The sequence below is a fragment of the Acinetobacter sp. YH12156 genome, assembly GCF_013418235.1.
GTDB lineage: Bacteria > Pseudomonadota > Gammaproteobacteria > Pseudomonadales > Moraxellaceae > Acinetobacter > Acinetobacter pseudolwoffii.
Genome location: NZ_VPCL01000005.1, coordinates 1 through 19,757, shown reverse-complemented (window position 1 = coordinate 19,757; position 19,757 = coordinate 1). Strand labels below are relative to the sequence as shown.

The following is a 19,757-nucleotide window of genomic DNA, read 5'->3' as shown; positions in this document are numbered from 1 at the left end:
TTTTAAAAAATCACTCTTAGATGATTCTATGCAGACCTATTCTGTATAGAACAAGGTGTCATGATATTCAGCCATGGCGCGAAGCTCATCCTTGTTCAGATTGAGAATGATTTTATCTGCAGCCATATTGATGGCCTTAATCACAGCAGAAGCACCAATATCTGCTGCCTTGCGTTTGATCATGCCAAGATCCAAGGTTTTATTAAAATCGACCATAAAGTGACGTACCGTCGCTTCACCAAACTGCTTATACAGGTTGCTAAACATTTGTTTGTCGATACTCTGACCGGCTTTTAGTTCCGCATAATGATGTTTTAAATTGGTCACCAGATTGGCATCCAGCGACTCACCAATACGGATTTGTCCTTCAGGGTCTTTAAACAGACTACGTTCAGAGAAAGCAATAGATTGCTTCACCACATCATTCGGCGCTTTACTCAATAACTGTTTCAGCAATACCGCCACAGTTGACTTGATATAGCCCGCCAGTTTTTCCGCAGTATCGCGCTTATCACTTGCAGGAAAACGACGCACCAGTTCCGTGAGAATCGCATCAATAATTTCATCATTAATCATCAATGCGGTTTTATCACGGAGTGGGTAAAGCGGCTCATTTGAATTTTTATTTTGTTGTGCAGTCTGAATTGTATTTAAAAGCTCTGCAGAAGGAATAAAACCAAAAAATGGCATTGTTAAACCTCAATGTTTTTATTGTCGCGCTAATCGAATAGGGCGAGGCATCCATGTTAAATCCGATACACGGCAAGGGTTGATATCCAATCCACCACGGCGTGTATAGGTTGCGTAGACCATCAGCTTTTCCGGTTTCAGTTGTTGCCAGAGATCGGCAAACATCTGCTCCACGCATTGTTCGTGAAAACCGTTATGCTGACGATAAGAAATAATATAAGCCAAAATACTCTTATAACAAGGTTTTTTGCCCTGATAGCGTATAAATACTGTACCCCAATCCGGTTGTCCAGTGACTGGGCAGTTACTTCTTAATAAATGTGAATACAGCTGGATTTCAACTTCTTCGGTATGGTTCGCATCCAGAGCCAAAAGACTCGCATCAGGATGATTTTCCAGACGTTCCGGAATTAGTTCATCAATGCAGATGCCTTCAGGCTTGGTAACTTCCAAGTCATCAACCTGAAATAAATCTAACGTAATCTCTGCGCCAGCCGCAGCAGATAAATCTTTTTCCACCGTGGCGATAAAGTCAGCTTGAGATTCAAATTTGGCAAAATTCAAACTATTAAAGTAGAGCTTGAGTGATTTGGATTCAATCAGATTCGGCGAAGAAGCAGGCAGGCTGATCCGTCCAATTGCGACTTGCGGCACACCGGCTGAATTTAACCAGGAAATTTCAAAAACATGCCACCAGTCGGTGCCTTGCTGAATCGCTTCAACATGTGCGTATTGTTCACGGGCAGGCGCGCGCGAAATTGGAAACAGAACATCCGGCTGATATTCTGTCGGGTAATTGGTGTCTTTACCAAGGAGAGATTGTTCTACACTCATTATTCACGCATTCCTGAACCACGGGAGAGTAAATGATAGGCCAATGCATAGAGCAGGCCGCAACATAAGGTGACCACTGCAAGTGAAACAGTTACATTGACATCGCTATGTCCTAAAATGCCATAGCGGAAGGCATTGACCATATACACCACAGGGTTGATCAAAGATAAATTTTGCCAGAATGGACTTAAGGCAGAAATTGCATAAAACACACCGCCTAAATAAGTCAGTGGCGTTAAAACAAAGGTCGGGATAATCGAAATATCATCAAAAGATTTGGCATAGACGGCATTGATAAAACCACCCAAAGAAAACAGCAGGGAGGTAATCAATACGGTATAAATCGTCACAAACCAGTTGGTAATGTATAGATCCGCAAAAAACAAACTCACGGCACTAACAATAATCGCCACCAGTACTCCACGAATCACACCGCCCAGCACATGTCCCCAAAGAATGGCATGCATCGGTACTGGACTCATGACCAGCTCTTCAATACTCTTTTGAAATTTTGAACTGAAAAAACTGGAAGAGACGTTGGCATAGCTGTTGGTAATCACGGCCATCATGATCAGACCGGGCACAATGAACTCCATATAGCTATAGCCGCCCATGTCTCCAATCCGCGAACCGATCAGATTGCCGAAAATCACGAAATACAAGCTCATGGTGATGGCAGGTGGTAACAAGGTTTGCGGCCAGATCCGCATAAAACGGCGGACTTCTTTATATACAATGGTATATAAAGCTACGCTGAGTTGATTAATGTTCATTGCGCAGCTCCATCCAGATTTTTTTCGACCATTTTGACAAAAAGCTCTTCCAGACGATTGGATTTGTTACGCATACTGCGTACCTGAATATTCTGTGATTCCAATAGCTGGAACAGATCATTCATGCTATGTGCCTTGTCCATGGTAATTTCTAAGGTCATCGGGTCGATTAAATTAAAACGTACCCCGATAATCTCCAGATGCAAAGGTTCAATCGGTGCTGCAAGATCAAAAATAAAGGATTCTTCATTCAGCTGACTTAGGAAGCTCTTCATGCTGGTGTCTTCTTTAATCACACCACGATCGATAATCGCAATGCGGCGACACAGCATTTCGGCTTCTTCTAAATAGTGGGTGGTGAGAATGATGGATGTCCCTTGCTCATTCATCTCGTTCAAAAACTCCCACATTGAACGACGTAATTCGATGTCGACACCCGCAGTTGGTTCATCCAGAATCAAAAGTTTCGGTTCATGCATCATGGCACGTGCAATCATCAAGCGACGTTTCATACCGCCCGACAGCATACGCGCCTGCGTTGCACGTTTTTCCCATAGGCCCAGCTTGGTCAGATAGAGTTCAGCCCGTTGCTGTGCAATTTTTTTAGGAATACCGTAATAGCCGGCTTGCGTCACCAGAATGTCGAAAGTTTTTTCAAACTGGGCGAAGTTAAATTCCTGAGGAACCACACCTAAACACTGTTTGGCTTGGGAGGGGTGGGTATCCAGGTTGTGACCGAAAATTTCGACTATGCCGGCGGTTTTTTTTGTTAATGAACTGATAATACCGATGGTGGTGGATTTTCCGGCGCCATTTGGCCCCAGAAGTGCATAAAACTCACCTTCTGGTACATTTAAGTTGATTCCTTTTAATGCCTGAAAGCCATTGCGATAGGTCTTTGACACATCTCTTAAGATCAGTGCATCAGTCATGAATATCTCAAATGGTGAAAAGTTGAGATATTGTGAGTGATCTTGGAAAATAAGCCAAGTGATTCACATGGAATTCTGTGTTGCTGTTTTGGAACATTGTATAAAGTCTAAGCATAAAATGACGAAGTTATAGATAGTTGCTTTACCTTATGATTTTTTTTGTTATGATGTGCATCGCGCGCTCATAGCTCAACTGGATAGAGTACAGGTCTCCGAAGCCTGTGGCGTGGGTTCGAGTCCCGCTGAGCGCACCATTTTCTTATTTCTTACAACATAAAAATCTCTTTAAATTAAATCTTTATACCAGATTGCTTTTCATAAAACTTTTTATTCAGTGCCACCATATAGATTGCATTGCTTAAATCGAATCTCAAACTCTGTCTTTTCACTTTATTTGATACTGCTCAAAAATAATCTTAAAAGTTTTCAGACAAACAAATGACATGCTCATTTTCTTTTACTTATTCTGATTCTATATTTTGATTTGATACGCTAATTCACAACGGCTTTGAATATTTTGAATACGAGAGCTGATTGCAATGCAGAGTACGACTCTTGAATATCTTGAGGATGAAATAACTCAAATGTTTTTAATAAACCGATTTTTGAACAGATTATTTGTTGAGTAAAATTCATTAAAATAATTTAAAAGTGAAAATATTAAAGTGATTATCCTGAAATAGATTATGCTATTCACCAAGCTTGAGTAGCTGGTTTCTGTATTTTTTTGGGTAAGCCATATGATAGAACTACGACATTTAAAAACACTGACAGCGCTAAGAGAACATGGATCACTGGTTGCAGCAGCAGGAGATCTCTGTTTAACACCTTCAGCTTTGTCTCACCAATTGCGCGAACTCGATCAATGGTTCGGGGTTGAAGTGGTCAATCGCCGTAGTCGCCCTGTGAGTTTTTCTAATGTAGGTTTACGTTTGTTGAAACTGGCTGATGATGTGCTACCACAAGTACAGATAGCGCAAAGTGATATCACACGTATTGTGCATGGACAGACAGGCCGTATTATATTCTCGTCAGAGTGTCATAGTTGTTTTGACTGGCTAATGCCACTTTTGAATCAGTATCGTATCCAATATCCAGATGTTGATTTGGATTTTGCTTCGGGCTTTGAAGCCAATCCGCATGAATTGTTACAAACGGGCGAGTTTGACTTGCTGATTACTGCCGATCCGATTGCACTCAAAGGTGTGGAATATTTCCCGGTATTTGAATATGAATCACGTTTGGTGTTGTCTAATACACATCCTTTAGTACGTGCCCAAGAGATTACGGTGCAGGAACTGGCAGAAGAAACATTAGTAACTTATCCGGTAGATAAGCATCGTCTGGATATCATGTCACGCTTGTTTATTCCTGCGAATATTTTGCCAAAACAGATTCGGACGACCGATCTGACTCAAATGCTGATTCAGCTTGTTGCCAGTGGTCGTGGGATTGCGGCATTGCCAGATTGGGTGGTAAATGAATATGAACAGAAGGGCTGGGTGACTTCGCGCCGTCTGGATTGTGTAGCCCCTGAAGGCTTACGCCGTACTTTATATGCAGGTTATCGAACTGAAGAAAAACAGAAAGATTACTTTGAGGGATTCTTAAAGCAGCTTGACCGATTCTCTAAAAAGCGGGCACAGTATTACACTTGATCCTAATCTCAAAGGAGCAGGCTCAATAATATGAATATTAAGGATTCTGTTCCTCTTCATCCTGATGTTGTTGACGGATTTGGTCTCTTTTTACCTGAGGGTCTTTATCTACGCCCAGCTGACCGCGCTGCATCTCTCGATCCTGTTTTTCTTGTGGGTCCAATTCCTCTTCTGGAAATTCTTCATTAATTTTTTCATCTGGATGAGTCATCGCAATATACCTTTTCTAGAAATATAGATTTGTTTTGATCGATTTAATATCGGGTTTGAGTACATTTGTTTATTGTATATGAGCGACTTTATTACACTGTTGTTTTATAACTGATTTGATTTTACAAATTGTGATGCTTATAAGTGTGTTTATACAGTACATTTTAAATAAAAATTAGTGCTTTATGTTCAAAATAACAATGGATTATATCTATAAGAAAATTACTTTTAATTCGGCTAATTACAGCGGTTCCTGTAGAGGTTCGCTAATTTCTGAGTAGCGCTTATTATTCTCAATAATTTAAAAAAATAAATTTTAAAAAACTGAATAAATTAATAAAGGATGATGTGAACACATATTGAGCTAAATTAACTTAAATTAAAATTTTATAGAAATCATATATTTATGCTAAAAATATTTTCTTCTAAAAAGAATAATATTTGGAAATTAATAAGCGTGAAATATCATAATTTAGTTTTGAAAAATGACAATTTAAATCTTGTATGAGTCTTCTTTTAGAAGTGTAAAGAGGGCTTGTAGGTCTGAAAAATGTTGCTATATTGAACTCATGGTAGGTCGTAAAACCAATAAGACGCTACCGATAAGTTGGACGGATCAATGACAGTTAGTTGAGTTTGATGTTGATCACCAAACAATAAATCTAGCACTAGCCATCCAACACAGAGCTCGCAGCAATGCGAGCTTTTTTAATGTCTGTTATAAAGCTTTGTTTAATGATTCCAGATGATTTCTTTTCTAATTGATTCCTATAAAAAAAGTTTACATTGCCAAATTCGCTAACATCTTGACCCTAAATAAGCGATTTAAGTGTGATATAAAAAATGGAAACTTAGGAAATAGAAAGGAGAGAGAAATGTCAAAGATTATTGATATAAAGGTGAAAGACCAATTTAGCAAGGTCATTGAGGCGAAAGCTTTATTACGTTCATTTGCAGAGCAACATCAGCATGATGCAATTGATCTGGTAAAAAAAATTGAACATATCGTGGTAGATGGCGAAACTATTTTACCGAGTATTGAACTGTTATTTGAAAGTCAAAAGTCTTCAAATATTTATAAAGTCGTAGAATAACTGGATCAATACGTTATACAAAGGTGAAAAAATTGAGTCCATCTATCCGATATTACAGGTTTAGCCATTAAAAACTCACCTTCCTGGTGAGTTTTTAATGAATGCAGAAAAGCAAAATTTATCCCCTATTAATAAAAAAGCCCACCGAGGTGAGCCAGAAATTAGATGTGCTTAAGTTGTACATTCACATCATATTTTTCAAATTCTTGCAGAATCTGTTTTAAGGTTTTCTGAGCGGTGATATGTTCGGGGCTTAAAGAAATTTCCTGACGAGTATTACTGTCAAAACATTCAATGGCTTGAATCAGCCAATGGTGCTCGATAGAGCTTTTTTGAATCACTACACGTCGCGGTTGTAAACTGTCACTGAGCTGGCGGGGCAGTACATAGGTAATTGCCAGTTGCACAAGTTCTAGTTCTTCAGCCGGACTTAAAAAGGTAATGACCCAATTGCCCACCTTGCTCAGTTGCATGGGGTTATCAAACGCATCGAATTCTAAATAATGTGGCATATAGCAACCAAGCGGATTTTAATGATCACTATATGGCGAGATTTTCAGGTTTTTTCTATCCCGCTTAAGTCTGATATTTCAGGCTTTAAATTTAGAGATAATGTAAATATAATATAAAATCAATTACTTATATTTGAAATCTAAATCTGCTTGATTGCTAAAGTCACTCATTTAAGAGTTTAAAAGACTAAGACATGCTTATTCATGAGCTTGATTTTGCTGTAATTGTGCCAAAGAAAAATTGATCTGTTTTAGAATGTGATTCAATTCTTGCGGAGGAAGTCGGCTTTCCTGCAATGAGGTGATCCACTGTATTTGGCACATTTTTAAACTGCGCACATCCTGTACCTGTAAAATATGCTGAATTTGCTGTTTGGCCATCAAGCCACAATATTTTTGTAAGCTTTCCATCATCATATATTTGAGGTCTTCAAAAGATAAAGCTTGCGGTTCGGGTAGATGGGGTTGATTGTCTGGATTTGTTTCAATAGATGAATTTTCTTGCAGCTCTTCGATAGGAACTAGGAGGTTTTTGCGGTTCTCGGTTACACAAGGGACGGGCAGAGGTGAATTTAAGGGACGGTAAATCTCGGAATGCGCCAAATTGATTTTGGTATCGACTTCTATGCCGGTCTGATGTGGACTGTTTGATATTATGCTGGTGTGAGCCGGAACAATTAAATCCATTTCACAAAGTTGCTCTAAAAGCTCGGCGGGAGCTAGTTGCTGCTTTAATCTCTCATGTAACAGATCAAAATCTTTGCTGCCGATTAGCACCAATAAGCGGCGTTGGCGTGCGGTCAAGGGGATAGAGCGATTCTGTAGCACCTCGACCCCACGTGGAGTTTTATAAAAATGCATCATAGCTGAATGAGTTGTTCACTAAATTCAGCTAGAGCATAGTCTGGGATAATTACAATAATATGAAGAATATATTAAAAAACAGATACTTGTTTTAAGGGGTTTAAAGCGTGCTAATCGCTGTATTTTCGAGAGCCTTACGCAAATAAGGATCCAGTTCATCTTGGCGCAATAGCCATTGCACATAGTCGGCAGGAAGCTCTGCAATTGCGCTACCGCGATGTTTACCAAAGTTAATCGTACGTGGAATTCGGGCATCTTCAGAAGCATCGAACAGCTCCTGCATACTGTTAATTTTCAGGTGGTGTACGATATGCATCAGGATGTTGGCAGTTAAAATAATATCCATATCGGCACGATGCGCTTTACGGATCATTTCACGTGCTCGTTCACTGCCTTTGGTAATCATATAAATCAGTGCAGAAATATTATGTGCTTCTGCATCTGGCCAGACCCGACGTGCTAAAGCCAGTGTACAAATCGCTTTAATTTTCGAGGTATCTACCCCACATTTTTCGACGGCACGAACGTCATAATCAATATTATGACCAATCATATAAATCGTTTCATCTGGCAGACGAAAAGTACTGTAATGTGGCTGACCTTCCAGATCAGATTCCAGAATATGATGCACCGCCATGGCGGCAAAAGAAATGGGTTCGTCACATGAATAGAGCTGATCAAACAGGCGGCTTTTATCCATACTGATTTTATGGTCTACAATTGCGACAGGCGCATAGGCAACTTCAATGGGTTGACCATTTAAAGTATGCGTTTCGGTATCAAGAATAATGGCCTGCATGCGTTGAGCACCATAAAAGAAGAGACAGACTCATATTAACGATAAATTGGGAAAAAGATTAGGCTGAATATTAAAAAATATACTTTTTAGCGCAAAGAATGCTGTTAATAAATCCAATTTTGCTGCAGGTTAAGGTTCAGAACTCTCATGCAGGAAAAGATTTAGCGGTACACCTGAAATGTTCTAAGGGTTAACACGCAGTTGCTGTTCTAGGTTTATAGAGGATAAAAAGGTAAGCGGAACTTAGCTTGAATCTCATTTTAAAATGCTTGCAGAGCGCTCGAGAAAACCAGTCTTTTCACATTTCAAGCAAGACTAGATGGTGAAGGAATAAAAAATGCTCAAAATTTTAAAAGTTAAAAACTTTAACGCCAATTCAATAATTTGATTTTACTTAAATTGGTCATGATTTCTAAAGGCTGGAGTAATATTTATAAAAAACTGCAGAAAGTTCATGATCGAAAATGCAAAACTTCATGCTACAATACGCGCCAATCTTAGCACGGCTTAAAAGCCCTAAATCAATAGGACCTCGCTAATGTTTGCCAATATCTCTATTGCTGAATTTGATCCAGAATTAGCTCAAGCAATCTCGAATGAAGATGCTCGTCAAGAAGCTCATATTGAGCTAATCGCTTCTGAAAACTACTGCTCACCAGCAGTCATGGAAGCTCAAGGTTCAAAACTCACTAACAAATATGCGGAAGGCTACCCAGGTAAACGCTACTATGGCGGTTGCGAATACGTAGACGTGATCGAACAATTGGCGATTGACCGTGCTAAAGAACTCTTTGGTGCTGATTATGCTAACGTTCAGCCACATGCTGGTTCACAAGCAAACTCAGCGGTTTACTTAGCGCTTCTTAACCCTGGCGATACAGTTTTGGGTATGAGCCTTGCTCACGGTGGTCACTTGACTCACGGTGCAAAAGTAAGCTTCTCTGGTAAAACATATAACGCGATTCAATATGGTTTAAACCCAGAAACTGGCGAAATCGACTATGAAGAAGTTGAACGTTTAGCGGTGGAACACAAGCCACGTATGATCGTTGCAGGTTTCTCTGCATACAGCCAAATCGTAGACTGGCAGCGTTTCCGTGACATCGCGGACAAAGTGGGTGCTTACCTGTTTGTTGATATGGCGCACGTTGCAGGTCTGGTTGCTGCTGGCGTTTACCCAAGCCCAGTGCAAATTGCTGACGTAACAACGACCACGACTCACAAAACACTTCGTGGTCCACGTTCTGGTTTAATCCTTGCGAAAGCAAACGAAGAAATCGAGAAAAAATTACAGTCTGCTGTATTCCCGGGTAACCAAGGTGGTCCTTTGGTTCACGCGATTGCAGCGAAAGCGATCTGCTTTAAAGAAGCGATGGCGCCTGAATACAAAGAATATCAAAAACAAGTTGTGGTGAATGCAAAAGCCATGGCTGAAGTGCTAATCGCTCGTGGTTATGATATTGTGTCTGGCGGTACTGAGAACCACTTGTTCTTGTTGTCGTTAATCAAACAAGATATCACAGGTAAAGAAGCAGATGCCTGGTTAGGTGCTGCTCACATTACTGTGAACAAAAACTCTGTACCAAACGATCCACGTTCTCCGTTCGTGACTTCAGGTATCCGTATCGGTACACCTGCAGTGACAACCCGTGGTTTCGGTGAAGCTGAAGTACGTGACCTTGCGGGCTGGATTGCTGACATTCTGGATGCGAAAGGTGATGAAACGGTCATTAACGCGGTGAAAGCGAAGGTTGAAACTGTATGTGCTAAATTCCCAGTTTATGCATAATCGGTTTTAATCGGAAAGGAGCTCCCAACCGGGAGCTTTTTTTATAGCTGTTAAAATGACGAGAAAAAATCAGGATTTGGTTTAGCGCAATTCGAGTTAAACTATATCTATATCGCACCATGATTCAGGCCTAATATTTAATAGCTGATGTTGATAGGACAAGAAAATGAGTCATCAACAAAATCATATTGCGTTTTTCTGAATCTGGCTTAAAGTTTTTTATAGACCAATCTCATTTTTAAATATTTAAAAGAACTGATTTATTCATTGCCAGCTTTTTAGATCCACCCTGTACATTCTGCTTAGTACCTGAAAATTTTTATGCAAATTTCAGACGAGCTCAGGTGTTGGTGCAATAAGCGCTGTGAGTGAGATCATTTTCTTTAAATCTGAACATTGTATTTATAGGAATCATTCAAATATGGGCACAACCTGTATTTGGTGTTCCTGTTGGCTGTTGATTCATTAATTTTTTATTTAGGTATCTAACAAAGGTAATCAGGATGAATAAAACCACTATTATTTTATCTCAGCAGGATTTAGATCGTCTGGAAACCATGCTTGAGCATCAGACCAAGCTGAGCGAAACCATGATTCGTCTGGAAGATGAACTGGCACGTGCTGAAATAGTTGGCCCCGCGGAGATCGCAAGTAATATTGTCACCATGCATTCGCGTGTGTTACTGACTATTGCACCGTCTCCAGAGCCTGTGGAAGTCACACTGGTTTACCCACATGAGTTTAAAGGTGATAAAGGTCAGGTAAATGTGATTGCACCGATAGGCGCAGCCATTCTGGGCTTAGCCGAAGGTCAAACCATTGAATGGCCACAACCAGATGGCCACACCATGAAAGTGACCATTGAAAAAGTGCTTTATCAGCCAGAGAGTACCGGGGATTATCTCTGATATTGTCTTGAACGCATGCTCAAAAGCCATAGTAATATGGCTTTTTTCATCTATGATTTATGATTGATGTTCAAGAGTTTCATCAGACTAAGCTAGCAGTACAGCAAAATTTATCAAACACATTTGCTTTCATTGCAAAAAATATAATTAAAATAAAGATAAAACATGGATTTAGTTAAAGTGATGTAACGAATTTCTGGATAAATATACACAACGTGGTCTGTTTTTTTGCTACATTCGAGGATATTCAAGATTTTTATTTAATCTCTCTAAAAGGATACAGTCTTCGTCATGTCGCGATTTGAAGCTTTACCCGCCTTGACTGACATGTCTTTTGATCGTGAAGAAATACTGGCGATCAAACGTAATGAACTTGTGCCTGTACTGAGCCATCAATATGGACTGAATCATTATGCGGATTCTCTGATTCAGGCACAATCGGTGTTATTAAATGGGGTCGATCCGCATTTGACCCAACAGCTGAGCCAGACCATTGAGCAATTGATTCAGGCTTTGGCAGAATCTAAAAAATATCTGAAAAAACGTAAATTTAATGCACTACAAAAATGGCTTGGGATCGATCTGGATTATGGTTCGAGTCAGGTTGAATATTATCAGCGACTGGACCGTTTACTCGATCAAGCAGATCACCTAAGTCGTAAGTTACAGATTGAAATCCAGAAATCTCAGGCCCGTTTTCAGCAGCTTTTGGGTCTACGTGAGCAGATGGCCAAGCATATTGTCGCGGCAGACGAGTTTTTATCAGAATATCCGCTGTTCATCAAAAACCAGCATCCACTGGATAATTTTTCTGAGCGGCTTTCCAAGAAAATCAATACACTGCGTACCTTGCAAAGCAGTAATGACATTGCCATTACCCAGATGCAGCTTTCACAGCAGCTGTCCTTTAGCTTATTAGACCGCTTTAAAGAAGCGCAACAGGTCTTGATTCCGGCCTGGCAATATCATGTCCAACAAAGCCAGAGCAAGCACTCGACAAGTGATCTGGAAAAACTTGATAATAGCCGTGAAAGTCTGATTAAAACGTTAAAAAAATCCCTCGAGAAACCCTCGAAAACATAACAATATAAGGTGAACCATGACCAAGTCTGATTTAGTAAATTTACCTGTTGAAAGCTCGAATGAACTGGTCGAACAAAAATTTCAGCAAATGGATCTGAAAGAACTGGGCTTGCAACCTGCTGACTTTCAGGAAGTACTGGCAGCACGTAAAGAATTGCAGGATATGAGTCATAACAGCGTGGCTGAGTATGGTAAAAATATTGCGACCAAAACCTCGACCTATACTGATGAATTACTGAATCTGGTCCAAAATAGAGATCTGGATGCGACAGGGCAGAAACTGAATCAGGTGGTGCAGGTGGCCCAGCAACTGAATACCAGCAGCATTTTAAGTCAAAAGAAAAGTTCAGGTTTTTTTGGCAATCTCCTTAGCAAGTTCAAAGGTGCAAAAGGCAACTTTGATGCACATTTCAATACCACCAAAGAGCAGCTCGATGTGCTGGTCAAAGAAATTGAAACCTCGCAGTCCGGTTTGAAAGCGCGTGTAGATACCCTGGATAAAATGTTTGACGGGGTACAGGATGAATATAAACAGTTAGGCGTACATATTGCAGCCGGCCGTTTACGTGAGCAGGAGCTACAGCAGGAAATCTCCGCTTTAACCGCTTTGCCGCAAGATCAAACCACAACACAGAAAATTTATGATCTGAACCATCTGGCCAATAATCTGGAAAAACGGGTCAGCGATTTGCAGGTTTTGCAGCAATCTGCCATGCAAACCTTGCCGATGATCCGGATTATCCAGTCCAACAACCTGATGCTGGTCGACAAGTTTTATGCCATTAAAAATATTACTTTACCGGCATGGAAAAACCAGATCAGTCTGGCCATTTCTCTGAGCGAACAAAAAAACAGTGTCCAGCTGGCCAATACCATTGATGATGCCACCAATGAACTGCTGCGCCGTAATGCAGATCTATTGCATCAGAACTCTGTCGATACCGCAAAAGCCAATCAGCGCTCCGTAATTGATATCGAAACGCTTGAACATGTGCAAAACACCCTCATTAAAACAGTCAATGATGTGATACAGATTCAGAAAGAAGGTGTACAAAAACGCACAGAAGCAACCGTGCGTTTAAAGGCTTTACAGGATAATCTGAATCACTTGGTGATTGAATCAAGTACGAGCGGATCAAAGCCCAACTAAATATTGTGGTTGAAGATCTAAAAGGAGTAAAGATTGCCTCCCTTAGATGAATATGCGGTGTCTCCTGGTGAGATCAAGCAAGGCGTGGTTGCGCTCAAGAAACGTCAACGCAATTTGATGTTATTGGGTATCACCAGTTCTACGGTATTTATTGCCTCCATCATTGGTCTGTTTTTTCAGCAGGAACTGGTCTATGGCTTTTTTGGCCTGAGTACCGAAGTGCAGCAGTTACATTTACCGGTCAGTGTAGATGCCACGCTGGCCAGCATTGGTGATAGTCCGGATTATTTTTTTAGTTTGCTGAGCTGGTTTGGCTGGCTGATTATTAAAATTTTTGCTTCTTTTATCGGTGCATTTTTTATCATTGGCCTATTAAAGAAACTGCGTTTCTTTTATGTGCGCTTTCAGTCTTTTGTGCTGAAATTTGTCGCTTGGCTAATTGTCTTTATCGTGATCTGGTCGGGATTAACTTACTGGCAGCATGATTTACGGAATGACCGGCATGATGCTTATCAGCAGGTGGTGTATTACGATAGCAATATCAATGACAGTGAAATTGCACGATACCTCGCCGATTCAGAGATTGCCGCACCGGTAAAATCTTATTTACTGGCACAAACAGCACTTTTGCATAAACCGCAAGATTTATCGGCTGCAAAACCTTATGTATTCAATCTGGTAGAAGCAGAAAAGCAGGATGCAAAATTTGAGCAATATGGCTTTAAGCCGGAACAACTCTGGACCATGCAGCAACAGATCTATGGTCAAGCCATGACACCGGTTGCCAAGAGTGTAAATACGCAAGTACAACAGGCAAACCAGTTGAGTCAGATCACCTATCTGGTGATTATTGGAGTGGCCATTTTATCGGCATTTCTGAGTTTGGTTCTGTTCTTCTTGGCCAATTCAATCAAAGGCCGATCCTTGCGTATCGAGCAACGGATAAATTAATATTTTAGAAATGCTCCTGTTTAGGAGCATTTTTTATCTGCTGATGAAACAATATAAAAATTAAAAGTTGAAATACCAAAAATAATTATCAAACCAATGATCTAAAAAAACGATTTATAATATAAAAACAAACTGTTTTACCTATTTTGATTTATGCATTAATATCGCTTTATCAAATAAATATTTATTCCTTTGGAGACGTTAGCCATGTTAGACCAAAATACTTCAGCCCAATTAAAAACACTACTCGAACGTCTGGAAAGCCCGATTGAACTGGTTGCGACTTTAAATGATTCCGACAAATCTGCAAAAATCAAAGAACTGGTAGAGGAAATCGCTGCATTATCTGATTTAGTCACTGCGCGTTTTGATGGCCAGAACCAACGTGCACCAAGCTTTGGTATTGCCAAAGCAGGTGAAGAACCACGTGTCTACTTCGCAGGTCTGCCAATGGGGCATGAATTCACCTCACTGATTCTGGCTTTACTACAAAGCTCTGGTTATGCACCGAAAGTATCTGCTGAAGTTTTAGAGTCGATTAAAGGCTTAGGGATCAAATCTGATTTTGATGTATTTGTATCACTCAGCTGCCATAACTGTCCGGATGTGGTTCAAGCCTTAAACCTGATTGCAATTTACAACCCGGGCACAACAGCCACCATGATTGATGGGGCATTCTTCCAGGATGAAGTGGAAGAACGCAAAATCATGGCGGTGCCGATGGTGTTCCAGGACAACCAGCATATCGGTCAGGGTCGTATGACGTTGGAAGAAATCATGGCAAAACTGGATACCAACTCTGCAGCAAAAGAGGCTGAAAAGCTCAATGCCAAAGACGCCTTTGATGTACTGGTGATTGGTGGTGGTCCTGCAGGTAATACATCTGCAATCTATGCAGCGCGTAAAGGTATCCGTACAGGTATCGTGGCTGAGCGCATGGGCGGTCAGGTCATGGACACCATGGACATCGAAAACTTTACCTCGATTCAAAAAACCCAAGGTCCCAAGTTTGCTGCTGAAATGGAAGCACATGTACGTGAATACGGTGTTGACATCATGAACCTGCAACGTGTCTCTAACATCAAAGGTGCAGATGAAACAACGAATGGTCTGGTAGAAGTGACTTTAGAGAATGGTGCCAAACTGGAATCGAAAACAGTCATCCTGTCTACAGGTGCACGCTGGAGAGAAATGAACGTTCCGGGTGAACAGGAATACAAAACCCGTGGTGTGGCCTACTGCCCACACTGTGATGGTCCATTGTTCAAAGGCAAACGTGTTGCGGTAATCGGTGGGGGTAACTCTGGTGTTGAAGCTGCGATTGATCTTGCAGGGATTGTAGAGCATGTGACTTTGGTTGAGTTTGATAGCAAGCTTCGTGCGGATCAGGTATTGCAAGACAAATTAACAAGCTTGCCAAACACCACGGTAATTAAAAATGCCTTGTCGACTGAAGTGGTGGGTGACGGTTCACAAGTGACTGCACTGAAATACAAAGACCGTGTAACAGATGAAGAGCACACTGTTGAATTGGCTGGTATCTTCGTACAGATTGGTTTGTTGCCGAATACCGATTTCTTAAAAGCAACAGCGGTAGAACTTTCAAATCGTGGCGAGATCCTGATTAATGAGCGTAACGAGACCAATGTGAAAGGTGTATTTGCGGCGGGTGACTGTACTACTGTTCCGTATAAGCAGATCATCATTGCCACCGGTGAAGGCGCGAAAGCATCACTGTCTGCATTTGATTACATCATCCGTTCAGGTCAGTAAAAAATAGCACCAAGGTTCCCCAAAACCTTGGTACTCGATCTCGATTATCTTTGTTATACCTTTTTATAGGAACTCCGGACGCTAACACCAGAGTTCCTTTTTTTATTGTTATATTTGCTTCCTTTTTTAGATCAGCCAGAAGCATCCCCAATTGCTTCTGGCTGTTTCTTTCCTCTGTACTGTTTTTGTTTTGACTCTTATTATTCAGCCTTCCCCAAGGTTGTCTTTATTCAATGCAATATTTATTCCAATGCTTGATCAGTACTTAAGACTGGAACAAATTCAAGACTTTAAATTTTTCTAACAGTTGCTCTTGCGTCTCTACATGCTCAGGATGTGGCACAATGCACTCAATTGGGCATACATCTACACAGGTTTGGCGCTCATAAAAGCCGACACATTCCGTACAACGGTTCACATCAATCTCATAGACTTTCGCACCCTCATAAATCGCATCATTTGGACATTCTGCTAAACACATATCGCAATTGATGCATTTGTCGGTAATCAGCAGCGCCATGTTTAACTCGCCTGATAAGCCAGTGACGATGCCGAAATATCTATAGTCGATGTCGGCAGATTGCGGATGAGCAGTGCATATTGCATATCTACATCTGCTGGAACCGGAATCTCGACGATATGACCTGAGCCTTTAGCCTCAGAAATCAGATTGCCTTTTTTGTCTTTCATTTCGGTTAAAACAAAGCTGATATTGCCTTGAGTCGTCATCAGCTCTAAGGAATCACCCACGACAAAACGGTTTTTTACATCAATTTTGATGGAGTTACCGTTACGTTCTAAGACTTCACCGCAGAACTGTTGATGGTCAAAACTTGAAGAGCCATTTTCATAATTGTGATATTCACTGTGCACATGACGGCGCAGGAAACCTTCGGTATACCCACGATTGGCCAGACCTTCTAATTGCGTCATCAATGCTGGGTCAAATGGTTGGCCCGCAAGCGCATCATCAATGGCCTTACGATAGATTTGTGCGGTACGGGCACAGTAAAAATAGGATTTGGTCCGGCCTTCAATCTTCAAGGAATGTACCCCGACCTTGATCAGACGATCGACATGTTGTACCGCACGTAAGTCTTTAGAATTCATGAAATAAGTGCCATGTTCATCTTCTTCGGCAGCAAACATGTCTTCATCATTACGCTGTAATAATATCGGTTCATCAAATTGATGCTGTGCTTGCATATGTGCTTCGTCGGCATCTTGAGAGCAGCAGCCTGAATCCAGATTTTTCACCGGAATCACATCACCAGTTTCATCTTCCTTCGCATCCAGAACTTTGTATTCCCAGCGGCAGGCATTGGTACACGCACCCTGATTGGCATCACGTTTATTCATGTAACCAGACAGCATGCAACGGCCGGAATAGGCCATGCACAGCGCACCATGTACGAAAACCTCAATCTCCATATCCGGTACTTGCTGTTTAATCTCAGCAATTTCTTCAATCGATAATTCACGTGACAGAATCACGCGCGTGAGTCCCATATTTTTCCAGAATTTTACCGTTGCCCAATTCACTGCATTGGCTTGCACAGACAGATGAATATCCATTTCTGGAAAATGTTCACGCACCATCATGATCAGGCCCGGATCAGACATGATCAGCGCATCCGGCTGCATCGCCACCACAGGTTCCAGATCACGAATAAAATTTTTCAGTTTGGAATTATGCGGCTGGATATTGACGACCACATAGAACTTTTTACCTAGCTCATGGGCTTCTTGAATGCCAATCGCCAGATTGTCATGATCAAATTCATTATTACGAACGCGCAAACTATAACGCGGCTGACCTGCATAGACTGCATCTGCACCATAGGCAAAGGCATAGCGCATATTTTTCAGTGAACCGGCAGGTGAGAGGAGTTCAGTAACGGTCGTCAGGCTCATGATGGAATCGAAAGACATATAAAAAGTACGGTTTTATTCTAACCATCTAAAATTTGGATTCAACCCAGTAAATTACTCGGAAATAAGCAATTTAGAATAAAAAGAATGTTTTATTTTGAGTGAAATGAAGCACTAAAATTATTCAATATTCAATTATTTTCAGTCTGTTCGAGCATTTTTAAAATCTGGCAATGATCAATGGTGGTCGGGATATTACAACTTTTTCGAAGTGCAATCAGTTGTTGTTCGAATAGCTGTAATTCCCTAATTTTTCTGGAGATATCTTCTAAATGCTGGTCAATGAGCTGATTCACTGCACTGCATTCCTGCTGCGGATTCTGTTCGAGTTTAATCAGGGCTTCAATCTCTTTTAAGGACATGTCCAAAGCACGACAGCGTTTGATAAAAAGCAGCCTTTTCAGGGCTTCTTCACCATAATAACGATAGCGATTACTTGCTCGAAAATTCGGCTGTATCAAGCCTTTCTTCTCATAAAAGCGAATGCTATCTGTGCTTAAAGCAGTCTTTTTGGCTATTTCTGAAATTAAATAGACTGACATTGCTCGCTCCTGCTTGACCTTGGAGTTAGTCCATAGTTTCTAATTATTTTAACTCATTTTTTGCACGAAAGTATGGAAGATCAACATGGCCTGTAGCTGTAGTCATGAACCTGCTCCACCCAAACCTGACAGTAAGTTTAGAACAGCGTTATGGATTGCCTTGGTGGTGAACCTGACTTTATTTGTGGTAGAACTGATTGGTGGGGCCTATGCACATTCATCGGCTTTGTGGGCAGATGCCTTGGACTTCTTTGGTGATGCCGTCAATTATGGCGTCTCTTTGGCGGTCATCGGTGCAAGTCTGTACTGGCGCGCAACAGTCGCCTTGCTCAAGGGAATGACCATGGCCTTATTTGGCTTGGTGATCATCGGTAAAGTCATTTATGCCTATCTGCAAGGCATTCCGCCAGAGGCACTGACCATGGGCTTGATTGGTGTGCTGGCATTGCTGGCAAATGTATTTACGGCAGTCATTCTTTATGCCTTTCGTGAAGGTGATTCCAATATGCGGTCAGTCTGGCTGTGTAGCCGAAATGATGCCATTGGCAATGCTGCCGTGATTCTGGCAGCAGTCGGGGTTTTTGGTACAGGCAGTCTGTGGCCAGATATAATAGTGGCGATGATTATGGCGAGTCTTGGTTTAACTGCGGGTTATCAGATTGTGAAGCAGGCACTGGCAGAACGGGCATTAGGACATGAGTCAGCCTGATTCTGAATATTTAAGTTTAATCCTAAAAAAGCTGCTTAACGGGCAGCTTTTTTATGGCCTGTATGTTTTAAATAGATGAAAAATAAAGCTTTACAAATCCACTAATTTTAGAAAGAATCATCCGCGAAATTTATAGAATAGCGATATAACTTAACCATTTAATTTTTATTGTTTTTGAGGGGGGACAATGAACTTCATAAAACTACTTTCACTTGCGGCCATGGTGCTGATGACGGGCTGTAGCTCTATGGTCATCACTTATGATGCCACCGGTCAGGTGATTGGATCATGTAAAGCAACCCGCGGTCTGCTTTCAACTGCAAGTGCCCATTGTGGTGGTTCAGGTAATGCGATGGGTGTGAATTACAATAGCGTGGATGCCAAGACGGGTTTGTTGCCAGCACTGCCAAGTCAAAACCAGATTAATTAGGACTTACGCACTATTATTTATAGATTCTCTGTGGTAGCAGATGATTTTTATCGAGAATAAAGTCATCAATGAAGTTTTTGATAACTGGTCTAAATAATTTCTTCTGCCAACGATATACATTTTC

The 19,757-nt window shown here is 41.1% G+C and carries 21 protein-coding genes, 1 tRNA gene and 1 pseudogene; 11 read left to right on the top strand and 12 right to left on the bottom strand.

Annotation, left to right across the window (positions count from 1 at the left end):
- Positions 1 to 36: 36 nt before the first annotated feature.
- The 4 genes from FTU87_RS06520 to FTU87_RS06505 are packed head-to-tail and all read right to left on the bottom strand — an operon-like array spanning position 37 to position 3,229.
- Positions 37 to 690, bottom strand: a complete 654-nt coding sequence (locus FTU87_RS06520) for a hypothetical protein (protein WP_005097528.1) — start codon at positions 688 to 690, stop codon at positions 37 to 39.
- A gap of 18 nt (positions 691 to 708) precedes the next feature.
- Positions 709 to 1,524: an NADPH-dependent 7-cyano-7-deazaguanine reductase QueF gene (gene queF, locus FTU87_RS06515; protein ID WP_180096856.1), complete on the bottom strand. Its 816-nt coding sequence runs from the start codon at positions 1,522 to 1,524 to the stop codon at positions 709 to 711.
- Complete coding sequence (locus tag FTU87_RS06510) at positions 1,524 to 2,297, bottom strand: ABC transporter permease (protein WP_005097525.1); 774 nt, start codon at positions 2,295 to 2,297, stop codon at positions 1,524 to 1,526. The genes queF and FTU87_RS06510 overlap by 1 nt, the downstream gene beginning before the upstream one ends.
- Positions 2,294 to 3,229: an ABC transporter ATP-binding protein gene (locus FTU87_RS06505; protein ID WP_100357432.1), complete on the bottom strand. Its 936-nt coding sequence runs from the start codon at positions 3,227 to 3,229 to the stop codon at positions 2,294 to 2,296. The genes FTU87_RS06510 and FTU87_RS06505 overlap by 4 nt, the downstream gene beginning before the upstream one ends.
- 178 nt (positions 3,230 to 3,407) lie before the next feature.
- Here FTU87_RS06505 and FTU87_RS06500 point away from each other — a divergent pair.
- Positions 3,408 to 3,483: transfer RNA gene (locus FTU87_RS06500), tRNA-Arg, on the top strand.
- A gap of 486 nt (positions 3,484 to 3,969) precedes the next feature.
- A complete protein-coding gene (locus FTU87_RS06495; RefSeq protein ID WP_005097509.1) occupies positions 3,970 to 4,887 on the top strand; it encodes a LysR family transcriptional regulator in 918 nt (305 codons plus the stop codon).
- A gap of 37 nt (positions 4,888 to 4,924) precedes the next feature.
- Here FTU87_RS06495 and FTU87_RS06490 read toward each other — a convergent pair whose 3' ends face one another.
- The gene (locus FTU87_RS06490; protein WP_005097508.1) at positions 4,925 to 5,098 is read right to left on the bottom strand and encodes a hypothetical protein; all 174 of its coding nucleotides are present in this window, start codon (positions 5,096 to 5,098) and stop codon (positions 4,925 to 4,927) included.
- Positions 5,099 to 5,972: 874 nt separating this feature from the next.
- On the opposite strand from FTU87_RS06490, the gene FTU87_RS06485 reads away from it, so the two are divergent.
- Positions 5,973 to 6,191 carry a hypothetical protein gene (locus FTU87_RS06485; protein ID WP_005097507.1) on the top strand — a complete coding sequence of 73 codons (219 nt, stop codon included), beginning with the start codon at positions 5,973 to 5,975 and terminating at the stop codon, positions 6,189 to 6,191.
- A gap of 161 nt (positions 6,192 to 6,352) precedes the next feature.
- Here the strand turns inward: FTU87_RS06485 and FTU87_RS06480 are convergent, their stop codons facing one another.
- From FTU87_RS06480 to FTU87_RS06470, 3 genes are all read right to left on the bottom strand, one after another.
- Positions 6,353 to 6,703, bottom strand: a complete 351-nt coding sequence (locus FTU87_RS06480; protein ID WP_005170170.1) for a hypothetical protein — start codon at positions 6,701 to 6,703, stop codon at positions 6,353 to 6,355.
- Between the two features lie 198 nt (positions 6,704 to 6,901).
- Positions 6,902 to 7,567, bottom strand: a complete 666-nt coding sequence (locus tag FTU87_RS06475) for a hypothetical protein (protein WP_180096855.1) — start codon at positions 7,565 to 7,567, stop codon at positions 6,902 to 6,904.
- A gap of 100 nt (positions 7,568 to 7,667) precedes the next feature.
- On the bottom strand, positions 7,668 to 8,366 hold the full coding sequence (locus tag FTU87_RS06470; protein ID WP_180000653.1) for a 3'-5' exonuclease: 699 nt from the start codon (positions 8,364 to 8,366) through the stop codon (positions 7,668 to 7,670).
- A 538-nt stretch (positions 8,367 to 8,904) separates the two neighbouring features.
- Here FTU87_RS06470 and glyA point away from each other — a divergent pair.
- The 6 genes from glyA to ahpF all read left to right on the top strand — a co-directional run bounded on the left by glyA (position 8,905) and on the right by ahpF (position 16,020).
- Positions 8,905 to 10,155: a serine hydroxymethyltransferase gene (glyA, locus tag FTU87_RS06465; RefSeq protein ID WP_005097502.1), complete on the top strand. Its 1,251-nt coding sequence runs from the start codon at positions 8,905 to 8,907 to the stop codon at positions 10,153 to 10,155.
- 503 nt (positions 10,156 to 10,658) lie between these two features.
- Positions 10,659 to 11,063 carry a nucleoside diphosphate kinase regulator gene (gene rnk, locus FTU87_RS06460; protein ID WP_005097501.1) on the top strand — a complete coding sequence of 135 codons (405 nt, stop codon included), beginning with the start codon at positions 10,659 to 10,661 and terminating at the stop codon, positions 11,061 to 11,063.
- Positions 11,064 to 11,354: 291 nt separating this feature from the next.
- Entirely contained in the window at positions 11,355 to 12,146 is a 792-nt protein-coding gene (locus FTU87_RS06455; RefSeq protein ID WP_005097500.1) for a hypothetical protein, read from the top strand.
- Between the two features lie 16 nt (positions 12,147 to 12,162).
- Positions 12,163 to 13,296, top strand: coding sequence for a toxic anion resistance protein (locus FTU87_RS06450; RefSeq protein WP_074383320.1), 1,134 nt, complete (start codon positions 12,163 to 12,165; stop codon positions 13,294 to 13,296).
- A 33-nt stretch (positions 13,297 to 13,329) separates the two neighbouring features.
- Entirely contained in the window at positions 13,330 to 14,247 is a 918-nt protein-coding gene (locus FTU87_RS06445) for a hypothetical protein (RefSeq protein ID WP_180096854.1), read from the top strand.
- A 207-nt stretch (positions 14,248 to 14,454) separates the two neighbouring features.
- The gene (gene ahpF, locus FTU87_RS06440) at positions 14,455 to 16,020 is read left to right on the top strand and encodes an alkyl hydroperoxide reductase subunit F (protein WP_180096853.1); all 1,566 of its coding nucleotides are present in this window, start codon (positions 14,455 to 14,457) and stop codon (positions 16,018 to 16,020) included.
- A 265-nt stretch (positions 16,021 to 16,285) separates the two neighbouring features.
- Here ahpF and FTU87_RS06435 read toward each other — a convergent pair whose 3' ends face one another.
- From FTU87_RS06435 to FTU87_RS06425, 3 genes are all read right to left on the bottom strand, one after another.
- A complete protein-coding gene (locus tag FTU87_RS06435) occupies positions 16,286 to 16,540 on the bottom strand; it encodes a YfhL family 4Fe-4S dicluster ferredoxin (protein WP_005097495.1) in 255 nt (84 codons plus the stop codon).
- A gap of 2 nt (positions 16,541 to 16,542) precedes the next feature.
- A complete protein-coding gene (gene yegQ / locus FTU87_RS06430; RefSeq protein WP_180096852.1) occupies positions 16,543 to 17,952 on the bottom strand; it encodes a tRNA 5-hydroxyuridine modification protein YegQ in 1,410 nt (469 codons plus the stop codon).
- Between the two features lie 131 nt (positions 17,953 to 18,083).
- Complete coding sequence (locus FTU87_RS06425; protein WP_180077746.1) at positions 18,084 to 18,494, bottom strand: Cd(II)/Pb(II)-responsive transcriptional regulator; 411 nt, start codon at positions 18,492 to 18,494, stop codon at positions 18,084 to 18,086.
- A gap of 85 nt (positions 18,495 to 18,579) precedes the next feature.
- Here FTU87_RS06425 and FTU87_RS06420 point away from each other — a divergent pair, with 85 nt between their 5' ends.
- Positions 18,580 to 19,203 carry a cation transporter gene (locus tag FTU87_RS06420; RefSeq protein WP_180077748.1) on the top strand — a complete coding sequence of 208 codons (624 nt, stop codon included), beginning with the start codon at positions 18,580 to 18,582 and terminating at the stop codon, positions 19,201 to 19,203.
- Positions 19,204 to 19,390: 187 nt separating this feature from the next.
- Complete coding sequence (locus FTU87_RS06415) at positions 19,391 to 19,633, top strand: hypothetical protein (protein ID WP_180096851.1); 243 nt, start codon at positions 19,391 to 19,393, stop codon at positions 19,631 to 19,633.
- A gap of 13 nt (positions 19,634 to 19,646) precedes the next feature.
- On the opposite strand, the pseudogene FTU87_RS06410 reads toward FTU87_RS06415, so the two are convergent.
- Positions 19,647 to 19,757, bottom strand: a pseudogene (locus FTU87_RS06410) (IS701 family transposase); the annotation flags it as partial.